General features: G+C 38.2%; 24 protein-coding genes. 12 read left to right on the forward strand and 12 right to left on the reverse strand.

Annotated elements, in window-relative coordinates; translation table 11 throughout:
- Position 1: 1 nt before the first annotated feature.
- Entirely contained in the window at positions 2-970 is a 969-nt protein-coding gene (locus O3622_RS04160) for a hypothetical protein (RefSeq protein ID WP_371607077.1), read from the reverse strand.
- A 191-nt stretch (positions 971-1,161) separates the two neighbouring features.
- Here O3622_RS04160 and O3622_RS04165 point away from each other — a divergent pair, with 191 nt between their 5' ends.
- The 9 genes from O3622_RS04165 (at position 1,162) to O3622_RS04205 (ending at position 8,098) form a co-directional block, all read left to right on the forward strand.
- Entirely contained in the window at positions 1,162-1,833 is a 672-nt protein-coding gene (locus tag O3622_RS04165) for a hypothetical protein (protein WP_000745946.1), read from the forward strand.
- Positions 1,834-1,968: 135 nt separating this feature from the next.
- Positions 1,969-2,667 carry a hypothetical protein gene (locus O3622_RS04170; RefSeq protein WP_000746966.1) on the forward strand — a complete coding sequence of 233 codons (699 nt, stop codon included), beginning with the start codon at positions 1,969-1,971 and terminating at the stop codon, positions 2,665-2,667.
- A gap of 220 nt (positions 2,668-2,887) precedes the next feature.
- The gene (locus O3622_RS04175) at positions 2,888-3,604 is read left to right on the forward strand and encodes a hypothetical protein (RefSeq protein ID WP_025172971.1); all 717 of its coding nucleotides are present in this window, start codon (positions 2,888-2,890) and stop codon (positions 3,602-3,604) included.
- A gap of 136 nt (positions 3,605-3,740) precedes the next feature.
- Complete coding sequence (locus tag O3622_RS04180) at positions 3,741-4,418, forward strand: hypothetical protein (RefSeq protein ID WP_000745947.1); 678 nt, start codon at positions 3,741-3,743, stop codon at positions 4,416-4,418.
- Between the two features lie 9 nt (positions 4,419-4,427).
- The gene (locus tag O3622_RS04185; protein ID WP_000037150.1) at positions 4,428-5,711 is read left to right on the forward strand and encodes a DUF2974 domain-containing protein; all 1,284 of its coding nucleotides are present in this window, start codon (positions 4,428-4,430) and stop codon (positions 5,709-5,711) included.
- Positions 5,699-6,115, forward strand: coding sequence for a hypothetical protein (locus O3622_RS04190; RefSeq protein ID WP_000359227.1), 417 nt, complete (start codon positions 5,699-5,701; stop codon positions 6,113-6,115). The genes O3622_RS04185 and O3622_RS04190 overlap by 13 nt, the downstream gene beginning before the upstream one ends.
- Positions 6,109-6,423: a hypothetical protein gene (locus tag O3622_RS04195; RefSeq protein WP_000959513.1), complete on the forward strand. Its 315-nt coding sequence runs from the start codon at positions 6,109-6,111 to the stop codon at positions 6,421-6,423. Before O3622_RS04190 ends, O3622_RS04195 begins: the two co-directional genes overlap by 7 nt.
- A gap of 106 nt (positions 6,424-6,529) precedes the next feature.
- A complete protein-coding gene (locus O3622_RS04200) occupies positions 6,530-7,321 on the forward strand; it encodes a DUF2785 domain-containing protein (protein ID WP_001227786.1) in 792 nt (263 codons plus the stop codon).
- A gap of 108 nt (positions 7,322-7,429) precedes the next feature.
- Positions 7,430-8,098, forward strand: a complete 669-nt coding sequence (locus O3622_RS04205; RefSeq protein ID WP_000714823.1) for an MIP/aquaporin family protein — start codon at positions 7,430-7,432, stop codon at positions 8,096-8,098.
- Between the two features lie 57 nt (positions 8,099-8,155).
- Here O3622_RS04205 and queF read toward each other — a convergent pair whose 3' ends face one another.
- The 7 genes from queF to O3622_RS04240 all read right to left on the reverse strand — a co-directional run bounded on the left by queF (position 8,156) and on the right by O3622_RS04240 (position 11,702).
- Positions 8,156-8,647: a preQ(1) synthase gene (gene queF / locus O3622_RS04210; protein WP_000082583.1), complete on the reverse strand. Its 492-nt coding sequence runs from the start codon at positions 8,645-8,647 to the stop codon at positions 8,156-8,158.
- Positions 8,648-8,664: 17 nt separating this feature from the next.
- The gene (queE, locus tag O3622_RS04215; protein WP_193432009.1) at positions 8,665-9,381 is read right to left on the reverse strand and encodes a 7-carboxy-7-deazaguanine synthase QueE; all 717 of its coding nucleotides are present in this window, start codon (positions 9,379-9,381) and stop codon (positions 8,665-8,667) included.
- Positions 9,374-9,817 carry a 6-carboxytetrahydropterin synthase QueD gene (gene queD / locus O3622_RS04220; protein ID WP_070683812.1) on the reverse strand — a complete coding sequence of 148 codons (444 nt, stop codon included), beginning with the start codon at positions 9,815-9,817 and terminating at the stop codon, positions 9,374-9,376. Before queD ends, queE begins: the two co-directional genes overlap by 8 nt.
- The gene (gene queC / locus O3622_RS04225) at positions 9,817-10,470 is read right to left on the reverse strand and encodes a 7-cyano-7-deazaguanine synthase QueC (protein WP_049478689.1); all 654 of its coding nucleotides are present in this window, start codon (positions 10,468-10,470) and stop codon (positions 9,817-9,819) included. The genes queD and queC overlap by 1 nt, the downstream gene beginning before the upstream one ends.
- Positions 10,471-10,672: 202 nt before the next feature.
- Positions 10,673-10,987 (reverse strand): thioredoxin, encoded by a 315-nt coding sequence (gene trxA / locus O3622_RS04230; RefSeq protein ID WP_001029581.1) that lies wholly within the window; start codon positions 10,985-10,987, stop codon positions 10,673-10,675.
- Positions 10,988-11,002: 15 nt separating this feature from the next.
- Positions 11,003-11,224, reverse strand: a complete 222-nt coding sequence (locus O3622_RS04235) for a DUF4649 family protein (protein ID WP_000570263.1) — start codon at positions 11,222-11,224, stop codon at positions 11,003-11,005.
- A 97-nt stretch (positions 11,225-11,321) separates the two neighbouring features.
- Positions 11,322-11,702: a MarR family winged helix-turn-helix transcriptional regulator gene (locus tag O3622_RS04240; protein ID WP_000221641.1), complete on the reverse strand. Its 381-nt coding sequence runs from the start codon at positions 11,700-11,702 to the stop codon at positions 11,322-11,324.
- A 196-nt stretch (positions 11,703-11,898) separates the two neighbouring features.
- Between O3622_RS04240 and O3622_RS04245 the strand changes: the two genes are divergently transcribed.
- Positions 11,899-12,273, forward strand: coding sequence for a CidA/LrgA family protein (locus O3622_RS04245; RefSeq protein WP_000781327.1), 375 nt, complete (start codon positions 11,899-11,901; stop codon positions 12,271-12,273).
- Positions 12,270-12,965 carry an LrgB family protein gene (locus tag O3622_RS04250; RefSeq protein ID WP_001288950.1) on the forward strand — a complete coding sequence of 232 codons (696 nt, stop codon included), beginning with the start codon at positions 12,270-12,272 and terminating at the stop codon, positions 12,963-12,965. Before O3622_RS04245 ends, O3622_RS04250 begins: the two co-directional genes overlap by 4 nt.
- A gap of 172 nt (positions 12,966-13,137) precedes the next feature.
- On the opposite strand, the gene O3622_RS04255 is transcribed toward O3622_RS04250, so the two are convergent.
- A complete protein-coding gene (locus O3622_RS04255) occupies positions 13,138-13,578 on the reverse strand; it encodes a hypothetical protein (protein ID WP_000724381.1) in 441 nt (146 codons plus the stop codon).
- Entirely contained in the window at positions 13,575-13,988 is a 414-nt protein-coding gene (locus O3622_RS04260; protein WP_045618020.1) for a helix-turn-helix domain-containing protein, read from the reverse strand. The genes O3622_RS04255 and O3622_RS04260 overlap by 4 nt, the downstream gene beginning before the upstream one ends.
- A 263-nt stretch (positions 13,989-14,251) precedes the next feature.
- On the opposite strand from O3622_RS04260, the gene O3622_RS04265 reads away from it, so the two are divergent.
- The gene (locus tag O3622_RS04265; RefSeq protein WP_000222599.1) at positions 14,252-14,554 is read left to right on the forward strand and encodes a helix-turn-helix domain containing protein; all 303 of its coding nucleotides are present in this window, start codon (positions 14,252-14,254) and stop codon (positions 14,552-14,554) included.
- 74 nt (positions 14,555-14,628) lie between these two features.
- Here O3622_RS04265 and O3622_RS04270 read toward each other — a convergent pair whose 3' ends face one another.
- Both O3622_RS04270 and O3622_RS04275 read right to left on the reverse strand, forming a co-directional pair.
- Positions 14,629-15,357: a hypothetical protein gene (locus tag O3622_RS04270; protein WP_371607080.1), complete on the reverse strand. Its 729-nt coding sequence runs from the start codon at positions 15,355-15,357 to the stop codon at positions 14,629-14,631.
- Between the two features lie 15 nt (positions 15,358-15,372).
- Positions 15,373-16,068: an ABC transporter ATP-binding protein gene (locus O3622_RS04275; protein ID WP_065371347.1), complete on the reverse strand. Its 696-nt coding sequence runs from the start codon at positions 16,066-16,068 to the stop codon at positions 15,373-15,375.

Here is a 16,068-nt window from a genome sequence, read left to right on the forward strand (position 1 = left end):
TTTATTCAAATTTTCCTTTATTGGCCTCGTTTGAAGCCTTCATGCTAATTTGTAAAAGGTTGGCGAGATTTTCATTATCAAGGCTAGCTTCACCATTATTATCCACTTTTATGGCGAGGTAATGAGAGTTTCGATCAAAATAATCCATGCCCTCTAGGTCTACGTAGTTGTCAGCTTTAAAATCAAGCGCAGCTAATTGATAAACAAATCGAATATTTAGAGCTTTAGCATAGTCTGTTTCAAGAACCTTTTGTTGTTCTTCTACCAGTCCTTGAAAGAATTCGAGATTGTCTGTGTGATAGGATGCTTTGACTTCATATTGGTAAGTATCTACAGCTGGGGATATAAATTTCAAATAAACCATGTCGCCCTCCACCTTATAGTCCTCAAGAGTATAGGCACCTGCTTTTCCTAATGCATTGGTGTTGACCTTGAAAAACATTGGTGCATAAATTTTCAGAGGATATTTTTCTCCCTTATACTCAAAGATGGTATCATTTGAAAAATTCGGACGGATTTTAGTTAACTCAGGGACTAAATATTCGTTCCAAATCTTATCAAATAACTCTTCTTGATTGCTAGCACTCGCTGATTTCACAACTAGGTCAAAATTTTCTTGATTGACAAAGACAGCATCCACTAATTTGAGGGCTGTTTGAACCTTAGGATCCGAAATTTCCTTTTTCTTTTTTTCAAGATTCTCAGCCGCCTCTTTCGTGCGATCTAAAGTTTTATTAAATTGACTGCTACTGTTGGTTTCAACAAAGGTTCTCTCATAGTTGGTAGGTTCAACTTTGGCATTCCAGTCAAATGAAGCGGCAGGACCAGTTACATCTTTCTTGTGATAGGTAGAGGCCTGATTGTTTGAATTATTTGTAGAACTAGTAGATGGCTTTGATGAGCAAGCACCAAGGGCTAAGGCTAGTGTTGTCACACAAGCTAGGCAACAAAGTCTGAACGATTTTTTCATACATTTCTCCTTCAAGTAATGCTTGTTATTCATTGGCTATTATATCATGACCTTTAGGATTACAGTGTTTTAAAATGAATTAGACAGGATTTTAACATCATAGATGAAACAGTCATATCAGCCTTTTATGATATACTATAAGGGAAATATGATTAGTTGTTTTATTAATTATCATAAGCAAGGAGAGGGTTATGAAAAAACGCATATTTCTCACAATGTTACTTTTAGGAGGATTGATAATGATAGGATTGGCAGGGTGTGGAGAAAATAAAAATAGTCGAGAATGGATTGAGAACAAAGTCTCCGAGGTCAGTCGTGTCTATCCAACCGAGAATCTGTTTGACTTGTTTAAGCAATTTCCGGAAGGGTTTGAGGTCTATCAAGTATACATGAATGATAAAGTTAGCATAAAAATATACTTAACCGGAAATAGTCAGTTCAAGACGATAACTGGTAAATTAATTCGAAAAGATTTAAAGTTAGAAAAAAAGACAGACATTATAGATGTTAATTACATAGAACAGCAATTTATTTTTTCAGATGAAGAAAGAGCGAGGGAAATTTGGGAACTTAAAGGTTTTCTGTTTCAAGAATTAACGATTAATAAAAGTATTTTATCTGAGTTTAAATTAGAAAATAAGAGTTATAACAGTGTAACTAATGGTTTTGACATATCTTATAGTGTGAATAATCCAATAATAAACAAATTTTTTAAAATGGATGGTCTTAAAAATGGCGTATTAGAATTTGGAAGCTCTTTGCAGAGTAATGATTATTACTATTATTCTGTTGTTGTTGATTACAAAGACGGTTATTATTTTAGAGAAACAGTGTCTAATGGAGAGTTGAATAATGGTGAGTAGTGGTATTCCAACTTTAGATGCTTCTAATCTAACTTATAAATTTGAATAAGATGCAAGGAAATGTTGCTTTTATGGTATATTATAAGGGAACTATGATTAGCTATTTTGTTGAATATCATAAATAAGGAGAAGGTTATGAAAAAACGCATGTTTTTCGCAATGTTACTTTTAGGAGGATTGATTATGATAGGATTGGTAGGATGTGGAGAAAATAAGAACAGTCGAGTATGGATTGAGAACAAAGTCTCTGAGGTCAGTCGTGTTTATCCAACTGAAAATCTCTTTGATTTGTTTAAGCAATTTCCGGAAGGGTTTAATATTACTCAAACATTCTATAAGGATTCGCTCAGAACAGTAGTTTCCTTAGATGGAGATGCAGAAAATCAAACCATAAAAGGAAAGATAGAGACTATAAAAATATCTACCGAACCATATAAAGAAGAAGTGAAAGACCATGTTGATGTAGAATATAAAGATGGTCAATTTATATTTTCTAACAATGAGGTAGCGGAAAAAATTTGGGGTTATAAAAGTTTTCTATTCCAAACATTAAGTTTGAATAGAGATGTTTTATCTCAAATGAAGCTTGAAAAGTTTCAATATTTTTCAAATCGCAATGTGTTTGAAATCTATTATATTAGTGATGACTCTACAATAAATAATTTCCTTAATTCAAATGGAGAACACATTTTATCAATAAGTGGAGCGGAATCTTATAATAATACAAAAGGTTATCGATTGAATGTTAATATTGCTTTTAAGGATAACCCAAATGATGGAATGAGTGAGATAGTTTCAAGTTGGATAGATGATAGAAATAGTGTTTCTAATTAATTTGCTAACATTTAAAACATCCTGATTGACCTGATTATAAATAAGGAGCATGCGAAAGAATGAGTGAAAAAGAATCGGTTAACAGTGAAATTCCAACTCTGGATGCAGCGAATCTGACTTGTAAATTTGAATAAGATACAAGGAAATGTTGCTTTTATTGTATACCATAAGGGAACTATGATTAGCTATTTTGTTGAATATCATAAATAAGGAGAAGGTTATGAAAAAACGCGCGTTTTTCGCAATATTACTTTTAGGAGGATTGATAATGATAGGATTGGCAGGATGTGGAGAAAATAAGAACAGTCGAGCATGGATTGAGAACAAAGTCTCTGAGGTTAGTCGTGTCTATCCAACTGAAAATCTCTTTGACTTGTTTAAGCAATTTCCGGAAGGGTTTGAGATTAGAAGTATTGATACCTACGATGAGACGAAGGACTATTCTCGTTATCAGAAGATTGAACTCGTAGGAAATGCAGAAACAAAAGAAATAACTGGTAATTTTAAAAGAATAGAAGCTCGAGGTAATCCTTATGAAGAAAAAGTGCTTTTAGAAAGCCGTGTTGTGTACACTGAAAAAGGATTGGAATTTTTGAATCCAGAAGTTTCTAAAGATGATTTGTTTTATGATGGGTTTTTATTTCAAAAGTTAGAACTAAATAAAGCAATTTTGTCTCAATTGGAACTCAAAAAAACGTACTATAATTGGGAGACTGGTGATGCTTCTATTACTTATAAAAATGTAAATAGTAAAATTATTCAGGATTACTTCCATATACAATCAAGTGAATCGTTAGACCTTTTTATTAGTGCAGACCACTCTGCAACTATTGGCTATGAATACGGTTATCCTGTGGTTTTTGACGGAGAAAATATATCTCATTCAGAACTTATAACAGGAAAAAGTAAGAGTATGAAGAAGATAGATGCCAAATAGTAATGTGCCGACCTTAGATGCTTCTAATCTGACTAACGAATTTTAATAAGATAGCAAGGAAATGTTTCTTTTATGGTATACTATAAGGGAACTATGATTAGTTGTTTTATTGAATATCATAAGTAAGGAGAGGGTTATGAAAAAACGCATATTTCTCACAATGTTACTTTTAGGAGGATTGATAATGATAGGATTAACAGGGTGTGGAGAAAATAAAAATAGTCGAGCATGGATTGAGAACAAAGTCTCTGAGGTCAGTCGTGTCTATCCAACCGAGAATTTGTTTGATTTGTTTAAGCAATTTCCGGAAGGATTTGAGATTGAGCAGGTCTATTTCAAAAAGAAAAGTGATGGAATTGATGATTCTATTACAGAAATTAAGCTGAAAGGTGATGCAACATCGCATACAATAACGGGTACTCTTGCTAAAAGCCCAGCGAAGGAAGATGCGCCAAAAAGCGATGAAGTGGTAGTAAGTGTTCAATATATAGACAACAAATTTATTTTTTCTGATGAAGAAACCGCTAAAAGAATATGGAAGTTTGATGGTTTTTTGTTTCAAAAACTTGGTATAGATAAAGAGTTTTTAAGTAAATTATCATTAAAAAACAAACATTTTAATGGAAATAATGGTTCTTTTGATATAGATTATATTATTAAAAACACAACGATTAACCAATATTTTAATAAACAGCAACAAGCTGAAACAGTGCTAGGATTTGGTAGTTCTTTGAGGTTAGATGACTTTTATTATTATTCTGTTACTGTTGATTTTAATGATGGCTATTATTTTAAGGAGAGAGTATCGAATTAGGAGAGAAGTATGAGTAAAAAGGATACAGCGAATAGTGGTATTGCTACTCTAGATGCAGCAAATCTGACTTACGAATTTGAGAATGTGCGAGTTAATCAACCTGAAATTGGACATGATGATAGAAAACAACTTCTTAATGCAGTAGACAGAAGTAAACCTCTCCCCTCTAACCTCCAGTATCTAGATGATTTTCATGATGACTTTACTGGGACGAGTGGTACAGCCTTCCTAGATAAGGACAGTGGAGAGGTGATTATTGCCTATACGGGAACGAATCCTAATGCGGATATAGTCAAGGATGTCGCTACAGATGTCGGTAGTATAGCCATGGCGCTCGGTTTTCATTATGATGAAGCTTTCAAATTTTATGAAAGGATTCGACAGAGATATGGGGATAATATTACTCTAACTGGACATTCTTTAGGAGGTAACATCGCTCAGAGGGTGGCCTTAGAGTATAACGCTCCGCGTACTGTGGTATATAACTCAGCGCCTCTCTATTTAGAAGGTCTTATCGAATCTAAAGATAAAATCATAGATTATCTGACTCCGTGGGATTCGGCAAGGGAGAAGATAATCAATAAACAAAAGACATTCACAGGTCAAGTAGTACGAATCCGGACTCAAGATGACTTTCTTAACAATATCTCAAAACCTTTTTTAGGTGTATACTTGGGGGAAGATTATCTGCTTGAAAATTCCGGTGGGCACAGTATTGATCCAGATATTACGGGTGATAAAAATCAAATTAACCAAATCAAAGATATTTTGGAAAATCAGAGTCCAGAGAAGATGACTGGACTTGAAAAGAAGAACTATGAAACTCTGAAGAAATTACAAGGTGTCAAAAATCGACTTCTAAAGCAGTTGAGTACCCAATTTTTATCAGATGGTAGTATAAGTAGCCATGAGATGTTTTTCTTGGACAGCGTCCAAGCAACAGCTGTTGCGACGGCAATGACAGAGAGTGTCAGCAACGGACACAGCGAGATTGAGGCAGTTGCGAAAAAAGCAGTTGCGGATGCTGAAACACTCTACGATAAAAGTAAGGAAGTTCCTTGGTTCGTCACAGAGTTAACTTATGATGAGATAGAGGATGTCTATGCAGAAGCTGGGGTAACTTATGATAGTATTGTGGGTGAAACTCAGAGACATTTTGATAAAAAAGTAAGTAAATCAGCTGAGATTGTAAAAGCCTTTACGGATTTGGAAACGAATATTCAGAAGGGTGTTGAACAAGCAGTTGAAGGAGACGAAAGCTTGGCAAGGGATATTAATCAATGGACAAACTAGAAGAAATCCAAGTGAAAATAAAAAAGCAAGAAGAGGGACTTTGGTCCTTGGAGGATGACTATAGAACTGCTAAGAAGAAAATAGAAGAATCCTATGAAAGTTTAGATCATAATCGTTCTCAGTTGACAAGACTATATGAGGAGTTTGAGAACGTTGCTTATGATTTTGCTAGACAGAAATCTGGAGACGATGGGGAGCATCACCAATTTCTGATGTTATTAGAATCTTATTCAAGTGAGACGAGTAGTGAGTATCTTCGGCAGTATGCTAAAATAGAGGCAAAAGATGAAGAGTTGCAGACTCAGTACCGAAAAGAGCGTTCTCGCTTAGAAAAAGAGTTAGAAGAGAGTTATAGTCAAAGAAAAGACTTATATGAGTTAGAAAGGAGGCAGAAGAAATGCTAGTGGATTTAGTCATAGACGCTTTGATTGGACCTATGTCAGAATCAGCCAGGCGAGAAATCAAAAAAACATTAGAAAGAGCAGCTATCAAAACATTTTGTGCTCCTCCTATAAAATCAGGTAGAAAAGGTATTGTAGATAAGTACGATGAGGAGATAGGGGTTCTTGCTATGACAAATAAAACTGCTGTAACGACTTTAGCAGCTCAAATGGATAGCTCAATTAATGGGTTGGGACAAAAAGCCATTAGCGAGACTATTAGTAAAAATAGTACATCTTTTGAAGATTTAACTCCGAAAAAGAAAAAATAGTGCTTTAACTATGCCATGTTCCTTTCCAATTTTTCCAAATATTCCTCTTCAAAGTCATCTTCGGATGACTTTTTGATAAGTTACTAGAAATGTAGAGGTGCTTGAGATGCGTAAAAAATTACAAAGAAAAGTGACAGAAGAAAAACCAAGCTATAGTCGAGAAGAAATTCAGTGGTTGCTTGAGCATTTAGGAGATCCCTCTCCAGAAATTCGAGATGAACTTGTTTTTACGAGTTTGGCTAGAGGAATTCAAGAAGAACTGTTTTCCCTTGAGCAGTTTCAGTTTATCTCAGAAGAGGTCTCCTCTAATGAAAGGCTATACAAAGAGATTGATAGTAGAGGAGTTTCAACTCTTAAACGTTCTTTTAGGGCGCTTATTTATGCCAATCTTTTGTATGCAGATGGTAACGAGCACTCTCTTTTCTATAAAGGCTTAAAAGCTGATATAAGAAATGCTATGCTATCTCAAGGTTTGTATTACCTTAAAAAAGAAAAGGATACGACAGGTTTTTCAAGTCAGTATGGTTGGGTTCACGCTTTTGCGCATGGAGCGGATCTCTTGACGGAAGTCGTTTGTCATCCAGATTTTCCTAGTAACAGATTTTCTGAAGTATTTGATGTACTGGGTCAATTATTTAAAAGAATTACCATTCGTTTTACAAATGATGAGGACTGGCGCTTAGCGAGAGTACTTTATGAACCCATTTTGCAAGGGAAATTAGGGCAAGAACAAGTAGCTTCTTGGATAAAAACTATTGACTTTCCGATAGAAGAGAGGGAAGATTTTTATAAATTTTCCAACTTCAGATCCTGTCTGTTGGAAGTCTATATCCAACTTGACCAGAAAAATAGTTTACAAGATGCCTTGAAAGAAGCCATTCAATCTTTTCAGTACTAAGGATAAGCGAGTCGTTTCATGATTTTCAAATACTTTCCAGTCAATTTTCTTGAAACACTTTCCTTCTTTTGATAGACTAATACATAGTTTGAAAAAAGGAGATTTATCATGAAAAAATTTGTTGCTGAATTAATCGGTACATTTATGCTTGTGTTCATTGGAACAGGAGCTGTTGTTTTTGGAAATGGTCTTAATGGCCTTGGACACCTTGGAATTGCTTTTGCCTTTGGTTTGGCAATCGTAGTTGCAGCTTTCTCAATCGGAACTGTTTCAGGTGCGCACTTGAACCCGGCGGTTTCGATCGCTATGTTTGTAAACAAACGTTTGTCATCTTCAGAGCTTGTAAACTATATCCTTGGACAAGTAGTTGGAGCTTTCCTTGCGTCAGCTGCAGTATTCTTCCTCTTGTCTAACTCAGGCATGTCAACTGCTAGTCTTGGTGAAAATGCCTTGGCAAACGGTGTCACTGTCTTTGGTGGATTCTTGTTTGAAGTCATCGCAACTTTCTTGTTTGTCCTAGTTATCATGACTGTAACATCAGCAAGCAAGGGTAATGGCGCAATCGCTGGTTTGGTAATCGGCTTGTCCTTGATGGCTATGATCCTTGTGGGATTGAACATTACTGGCCTTTCAGTAAATCCAGCTCGTAGCTTGGCTCCTGCTGCATTGGTAGGTGGTGCAGCCCTTCAACAAGTATGGATTTTCATCCTTGCCCCAATCGTTGGTGGCGTTCTTGCAGCACTTGTTGCGAAAAATTTCCTTGGAACAGAAGAATAATTGAAACTCAAAAAGCCTTGCTCCTCAGTTTGAGGAACAGGGCTTTTTCGTATCTGTTTAACGGTTGTCAATTTTCTCTGGATAAAGGTCGTGCTGGAAGAGGCGTTGTTCTGCCAAACCTTCATACTTGCTTCCAGGTCTACCGTAGTTGTAGTAGGGGTCGATTGAGATGCCACCGCGCGGAGTGAATTTTCCCCATACCTCCAAATAGCGAGGGTTTAGTAGATTGACCAAGTCTTTCCCGATGGTGTTGATACAGTTTTCGTGAAAATCCCCATGGTTTCGATAGCTAAAGAGGTAGAGTTTGAGGGATTTTGACTCGACGCAGAGCTTGTCAGGAATGTAGGAAATATAAATGGTCGCAAAGTCTGGCTGAGCAGTGATTGGGCAAAGGGAGGTAAATTCAGGACAGTTGAATTTGATGAAATAATCATTTTCCACATGACGATTGTCAAAGGATTCGAGAACTTCTGGTTGATAGTCAAAAATGTAGTTGGTTTCTTTGTTGCCCAGTAGGCTTAGGTTTTTCATTTCTTCTTGTTGTGACATGTTTTTTTCTTTCTAATTTAAACACCACGTTGGTTGTCGTAGAGGAGGGTATGGAGTTGAGGAAGGACGCGGACATTGCCCCAGCTATCGTCAGTAGCGACACGTTCCCAGAGTTCTTTGAGGCGGTCCAGTTGGTCTTGGACAATATTTCCTGTAGCCTTGGGCTCAGGATTTCCTGCTGATAAGAAAAGAACATCTGGTTGGTAACGTTCTTGAATCCCTTTGGCAAAGGCCAAATCGGCATCGTCAAAGACAGGGATTTTAAAGGTGACCTTGTCTGGATCCAGTTGGGAAACGATAAAGTCCAAAGTCTCGAAGTTGACTTCCATCTTGGATGAGGGAGGTTTGGGGCTCAGAGTGACTTGGTCGATGTCTTTTAACCAATTTTGCCAGCGGGAGCCTTGGGTCTCAACTGCCAGAGTGACACCGCGTTCTTTGAGCTTAGTGACGAGTTCAGCCATGTTGGTTGCTAGGATAGCGGGATTTCCGCCAGATAGGGTTACATAGTCGTAGCTTCCTAGCTTATCTAAGGCAGCAATGACTTCGTCAGCCGTCATGCGAGTTGGTTTTTCAGAACCATCCCAAGTAAAGGCAGAGTCGCACCAGTCGCAGTGGTAGTCGCAACCAGCAGTGCGGACAAACATGGTTTTCTGCCCGATAGCACGGCCTTCGCCTTGAAAGGTTGGGCCAAAAATTTCCAGAACTGGTAGTTTGAGGACACGTTCCCTAGTCATCTAACCACTCCCGTCTAAACTCTGCAAAGGCAGTCGGAGTTTCATAGAGGCGAACGTACTCCATACGTAGACCACGCTCATCTGGTAACTCTTGGCTCATGGTTTGGAAAATCCAGTAAACCATGTTTTCAGCAGTCGTGTTCATATAAGGCAGGGTTTCATTGAGATAGCGATGATCCAAATGGGGTTCTAAATAGTCCTTGTAGATAGCTTTGATATCTCCAAAGTCGTAGGTCATGCCCCGTTCATCTAAAAATCCACTGACAGCAATCTGCAGATGATAAGTGTGGCCGTGCAGGGATTTGCATTTTCCTTCATAGTGAAAGAGGTGGTGGGCAGCGTCGAAGGTAAATTCTTTTGATACCAAGGTTCTGTGAGAATTGTAGACAAGAGACTCCCCAGTTTCCTGTTTGATTTCTTTGGGTGCAAAAAACATTAGCCCTCTCCTTTCTGTGAGAGATAAACATCTAAACCATGCTGACGTAGGTGGCAGGCTGGGCAATCCCCACAGCCACTTCCGATAATCCCATTGTAGCAGGTCAAGGTCTTTTCACGAACATAATCAAAGGCACCGAGTTGGTCGGCTAATTCCCAAGTTTCAGCCTTGTCTAGCCACATGAGAGGCGTTTGGATAACGAAGTCGTAATCCATGGCAAGGTTGAGAGTAACATTGAGAGATTTTACAAAGACATCTCGACAGTCAGGGTAGCCTGAGAAGTCTGTCTCGCAGACACCTGTCACGATATCTTTAATCCCACGTTGCTTGGCAAGAACTGCCGCAAAGGATAGAAAGAGGTGGTTGCGGCCGTCAACGAAAGTATTGGGAACCTCTCCCTCTTTTTGCTCGATTTCCAGATCAGAGGTCAAGGCATTTTCAGTGATTTGTCCCAGCAGAGACATATCTAGGATGTGATGACGAATACCCTGTTCCTTAGCGATTTCTCTAGCAACTTGGATTTCGAGATGATGGCGTTGGCCGTAGGCAAAGGTGACGGCTTCGACTGTTTCATAGTGTTCTTTAGCCCAAAAGAGGCAGGTTGTGGAATCTTGACCGCCACTAAAGACGACCAAGGCTGATTGACGTTTCATAGTACTCCTTCCAAAGTGGAAAATGTTCAGAGCACGCAAAAAGCTCCCTTGAGGGGAGCTAAAAAATACCAAGTAGAGGTTTTTTTTAGCGATGGCATGTCCCAAACATCGTAATATTCTATCTACAGTCTAGCATATTTTTTGAAAAATGGCAAAGGGCAAGAAAAAAGAGACCAAATGAAGCACTTGGTCTCTCGTGTGATTAGCTCAATTCAGCAACGATGGCCTTGATTTGTTCTGCAGTATGTACTCCAGCAACTTGTTTTACCACTTGGCCGTCTTTTTTGAAGAGAAGAGTTGGGATAGACATGATTCCAAAGGCACGAGCTGTGTTTGGATTTTCATCAACGTCCATTTTAACGATTTTCAAAACATCTTCTGAAAGTTCTTCAGACAATTTATCCAAGATTGGACCTTGCATACGACATGGACCACACCAAGTTGCCCAGAAGTCTACCAAGACCAAACCGTCTTTTGTTTCTTGTTCAAATGTTGCATCTGTAATTGCTTTTGCCATTGTATTTCTCCTTTTTTAGTTATATTGGCTTAAATCTTGTTTCATGAGATAGAAGAAAACATCTCCATAAGTCCCATGGTAGTCCAAATCATGACCATTGTAGGTTAATTTTTGGACAGTATAGTAATCAGCAACGCCGATGAGGCAGGCGTGTTGAGAACGTTCAAAGTCTTGGTAAGACTCGAAAGTCATGGTTCTCTCTTGCTTACTGGCGTCTAGATAAGTAATTTCGATCATATAAAACTCCTTTGTTCGATCTTGACTTTATTGTACTCCTTGAAAAGAGGAATGTCAAGAAAAATGATTGCGCACGCAACTTTTTTAAAAAATCTGATTAAGAAATGAAATCAAGACTCGTTTCCAGTCTTTCTTCGACGGCTTTTTGCAGGTAAGCTAGGGTGGTTTGTCCCTCGTCAGTCAGGCAGATAAAACTAGCCCGTCTATCCTGATCGCAACATCTGCGACTAAGCAAACCGCAGTTTTTCTCTTCTAATCGTGCCACCATTCGAGAAACAGCGCTCGGACTGAGATGGAGTTTATCGGGTAAATCAATCTGTCGTAAGGATTTTTCATCGGCTAGATCCAAATAGTAGAGCAGGTAAAACTCTTTCAAGTTCAGCCTTTGTTCACTCTGCTGGGCAATAGTTTCTTCCAACAAGGCTTCCATTTCTTTTTGATGGCGGTTGTAGTCAAACCATTTTTCTAAGTAGGTCATTGCTTTCTCCTTTCTTTTCAAAGTAAAAATCACAAAGTCATTAGTGACTGTTTCTGCAATACAAGATGATTGCGCATGCAATGATTATACTACTTTTAACTAATCCGTGCAAGAGAGAAGAATTGCAATATTTCCTTGAAATTTTCTGAAAAAAGAGTAAACTGGTATGCAAGAAGTCTATTTCGTGGAGTTTAGAATGAAATTATATGTTCAATTAATGATTCTCTTTGTGATTTCATTGATCGGTGAGGGAATTTCTAGTTTCTTTCATCTGCCTATCCCAGGCAGTATTATCGGTTTGATTATTCTCTTTCTAGCCTTACAGTTCAAGTGGCTGAGAACCAGACATGTCAACATGGTGGGGAATTTTTTGCTGGCCAATATGACCATTCTCTTTTTGCCGCCAGCGGTGGGAATCATGGAAAAGTTTGATGTGATTGCTCCCTATCTCTTGCCCATCGTCTTGATTGTCTTTTTTGCGGCTGTCATCAATATTATCCTCATAGCAGTGGTAGTTCAGTTCATCAAGAGACGATTTGAGGGAGATTATGAGAAAGGAGATGCCAAATGAGTGAATTTGTTTCCAATCCCCTGTTTGGACTTGCCCTGTCTATCCTTGCTTATCTAGTGGGGATGTTGATTTATAGACGTTTTCCCCATCCTTTGACAACGCCCTTGCTTTTGTCGGCTGTTTTTATCATTATTTTTCTAAAGGTGACTGGTATTTCTTACCAAGACTACTATCAAGGTGGGGTTTATCTGAACAATTTGATTGTTCCGTCAACAGTGGCTTTAGGGATTCCGCTTTATAAGAGTTTTCATCTGATGAAGCACCATGCTCGAAGTATTCTCTTTGGTAGTCTGCTAGCAGTGATCGTCAATACTAGTTTTACGGCCTTAGTTGCGAAAATCTTTGGCATGGACTTTTTCCTAGCCATTTCTCTCTTTCCCAAGTCAGTGACGACAGCCATGGCAGAGGGAATCACAGAAAAATTGCAAGGTTTGACGACTGTGACCGTGGTTGTTGTTGTGGCAACTGGGATTTTAACCAGTGTCATCGGACCAACCCTTTTGAAGTGGTTGAAAATAGACGATCCAGTAGCTGTTGGTCTTTCCCTTGGTGGAACAGGTCACGCAGTTGGAACAGGAACAGCCTTCCGATATGGCTCTGTAGCAGGAGCCATGGGTGGCTTGGCTATCGGTATTACTGGTATTCTCTACGTATTTGTAAGCCCCATCGTAGCTAGTTTGATATTGAGTTAAAAAGCAAGGAATTTAAGTTCCTTGCTTTTTCGAATCGTATGTTATAGGTTTTTACTTTCCCAATTTGTAAAATTAAGCTAGACAGAAGCAGATTCTTAGTAAAAAATCACTTCTCTCACTTTCTTGCCGTATTTATAGACAATATACATAAATAACCAAAAAACACCTAGGACTATTTTAAAATCCTAGATGTTTTTCCTGATGTGCTAAGAAATATTTTACGCAAATACAGATAATAAAGGCCAAGCAATCCTAAAACAACCAAATCAACGAAAAATTGCCAACCAAAAACCTGAATGCGATTCCTAAAAAGACTGGTCAATAGAATCAGCAGAGCATCTCCCCAGAAAGCAAGACCAGCCAAAGTAAGGGCTAATTTTCTTCTGAAAAAATAGAAAATCGGACTCAAGGTAGCAGCTAACAAATGGCTAAACCACACAATTACAAAGACAACAGGATAATGGCTAAAGTAAACCATAATAGCTGAATTATAATGTTCTGCAAAATAAGTCTGGTTACGCGTCATTACCATGACAAAATCATAGCAGCCTATCAAATTCAAGAAAAATATAAACACTGCAAAGCTAAGACCAAAACCAGTAATTTTTTTCATTTCATTAACCCCATTTCTTCAAAAGCTTGAATAAAAAAATCGCTCTTCAACAAGGCCAAGCCTTGATTGACATCACCTAAAACCATAAGGCTGTCGTCTTTTTGGATGTTAAAAATTTTTCTCGCTCGTGCAGGAATGACGATTTGTCCCTTTTCACCAACAGTTACCGTTCCAAAAATATACTTCCCTTCTTTGGCTTTAGTAGCAAAAGGAGAGACATCCCCATTAACCAACTCATCTAAGCTGATATCAAAAATTTCTGCCAAACGACTTGAAGAAATAATATCCGGTAAACTGTCGCCCAATTCCCACTTACTGAGAGTCTGACGAGATACGCCTACTTTTTCAGCTAATTTTTCCTGAGAATAACCTGACTTTTTCCTTAGCAGAGCAATCGTTTCACTAATCATACTTTTCCTACCTCTTTTCCTGAACTCATTATAGAGCCTTCTTGTCCAACTTTCAAGCATCTTTTATTGGCAAAACGAGAGTTTTTTGTTAAAAATCATAGCAAAAAAGAAGCCCGTCTGATCTCTAGTACAAATACTAGAACTTTTTATATTCCTAATTCAATTTTTTTAACACCCAATTTGTAAAATTAATCTAGACAGAAAAAGCCATCTATGTTAGGCTCAGATAAACTACCACATTTGTCTGAAAGGAACCAACATAAATGACCTATACTCATCTTACCACAAACGAGCTTGTAATGATAGAGGCTTACTATCAAGAAAACATAAAAGTTTCAGATATTGTGACTTCACTTGGCAGATCAAAACAGACAATCTACAATGTCATCAACTATCTGAAAGAGGGGCACTCTGCTTATGATTACTATAACCGATATAAAATCAATAAGAAACGCTGTGGCAGGAATAAAACCAGTCTTACGCAATCAGAAAAAGATTTTATCCAAACTCTTTTAGAACAAAATTGGAGTCTTGATGTTATTAAAGGAACTTATTCAATTTTTTAATCTAGTTAGAAAATGAGATAAAGAAAAGGATAGCCTCTCAGTGATGAGATGTTATCCTTTTTTTGACGTTTAAACTATTGCAAATTAACCTTGTTTTTCAAGATGTAGTAGGTACCGAGATAGTAGATAGCTGATAAAAAGAGATCGCGCAAGATTTCTGTACCAGCCATCACGTTAAAGTCATTGTCAACTCTTAAGAAGAGAGAAACATAACCAATGACGATGGCAATGACGATATAGGCTAAAATTCCCATAGCTGTTCGATATTCGTTAAAGAGTTGTCCGATAGAGATGGAAAGGTAAATGGATAAAATCCATGTGATTGACCCGACAAATAGTGATAGGGCATACAGCCAGCCGTAGCTGAGATAAGGGGAAATGAAGTTATAGAGGGCAGTGAAGTCTTTTTCAATTGGTGTTAAGAAGATGATAATCAATATACTTAAGATAAAGACGATATAGCCTAAGATGGACCAGACAAGACCACCTAAAAGTTTTGCGATGATGATTTGGTGCTCAGAGACAGGCAAGGTCAAGGTCAAGTACCCTTGGCGGTCATAAACACTCCCCTTGAATCTTCGGATGATTAAAAAGATTGTTGCAATCCAAAGAGTGACGCTGAGTCCTCCAAAGACTAGTACTAAAAAGAAGATGAAATAAGCAGCATTGTTAGGATTGTAACTCTGGCTAAGACTGCTAATAAAAGCTCCAATCAAAACTGAAATTGCAAGTACAGCACCGTAGAGTGCCAGATACCATTTATTGACATTTTTAAATTCATAACGAACTAGATTCCAAAACATAATAATCTCCTTTGCTTAGGCTTTAAATTCCTGGCGGAAGAGCTGGTCAATTGATTCACCTGACTCGTAACGAATATCATCAACATTTCCTTGGCGGACGACTTTTCCGTCTTTGAGGAAGATGATCTCATCCAAGATTGGTTCAATATCTGAAATCAAGTGGGTTGAAATCAGTACCGTAGAGGTTGGGGAATAGTTGTTGATGATGGTATTGAGGATATAATCACGGGCAGCTGGATCCACGCCTCCGATTGGTTCGTCCAGAACGTAGAGGCGGGCTTCACGACTCATAACCAGGATGAGTTGGACCTTTTCCTTGTTTCCTTTTGATAGTTTCTTGAGGCGACTGTTTTCATCAATACCGAGATCGGCTAAAAGGTGTTGGGCTCTTTCGAAATTGAAATCCTGATAGAAGGTTTTAAAATAGGTTAGAGCATCCTTAACCTTCATCTCTTCATTGAGGTAGGTTGTGTCTGGCAGGTAGGAGACGATCGCCTTGGTAGCAGGACTTGGATCCTGTCCGTTAATGAGGACACGTCCTTTATTTGGTTGAAGGAGGCCATTGATCAGTTTGATTAGGGTTGTTTTTCCGGATCCGTTTGGTCCAAGGAGCCCGACAATCTTTCCGGCTGAGATCTCTAGTGAGATATTGTCAAGTGCCGCGGTTGCTCCATATGATTTTGTTACATTTTCAAGTGCTAGTAGTGTCAT

The sequence above is a fragment of the Streptococcus sp. 27098_8_51 genome (genome assembly GCF_041432205.1).
Taxonomy (GTDB): Bacteria; Bacillota; Bacilli; order Lactobacillales; family Streptococcaceae; genus Streptococcus.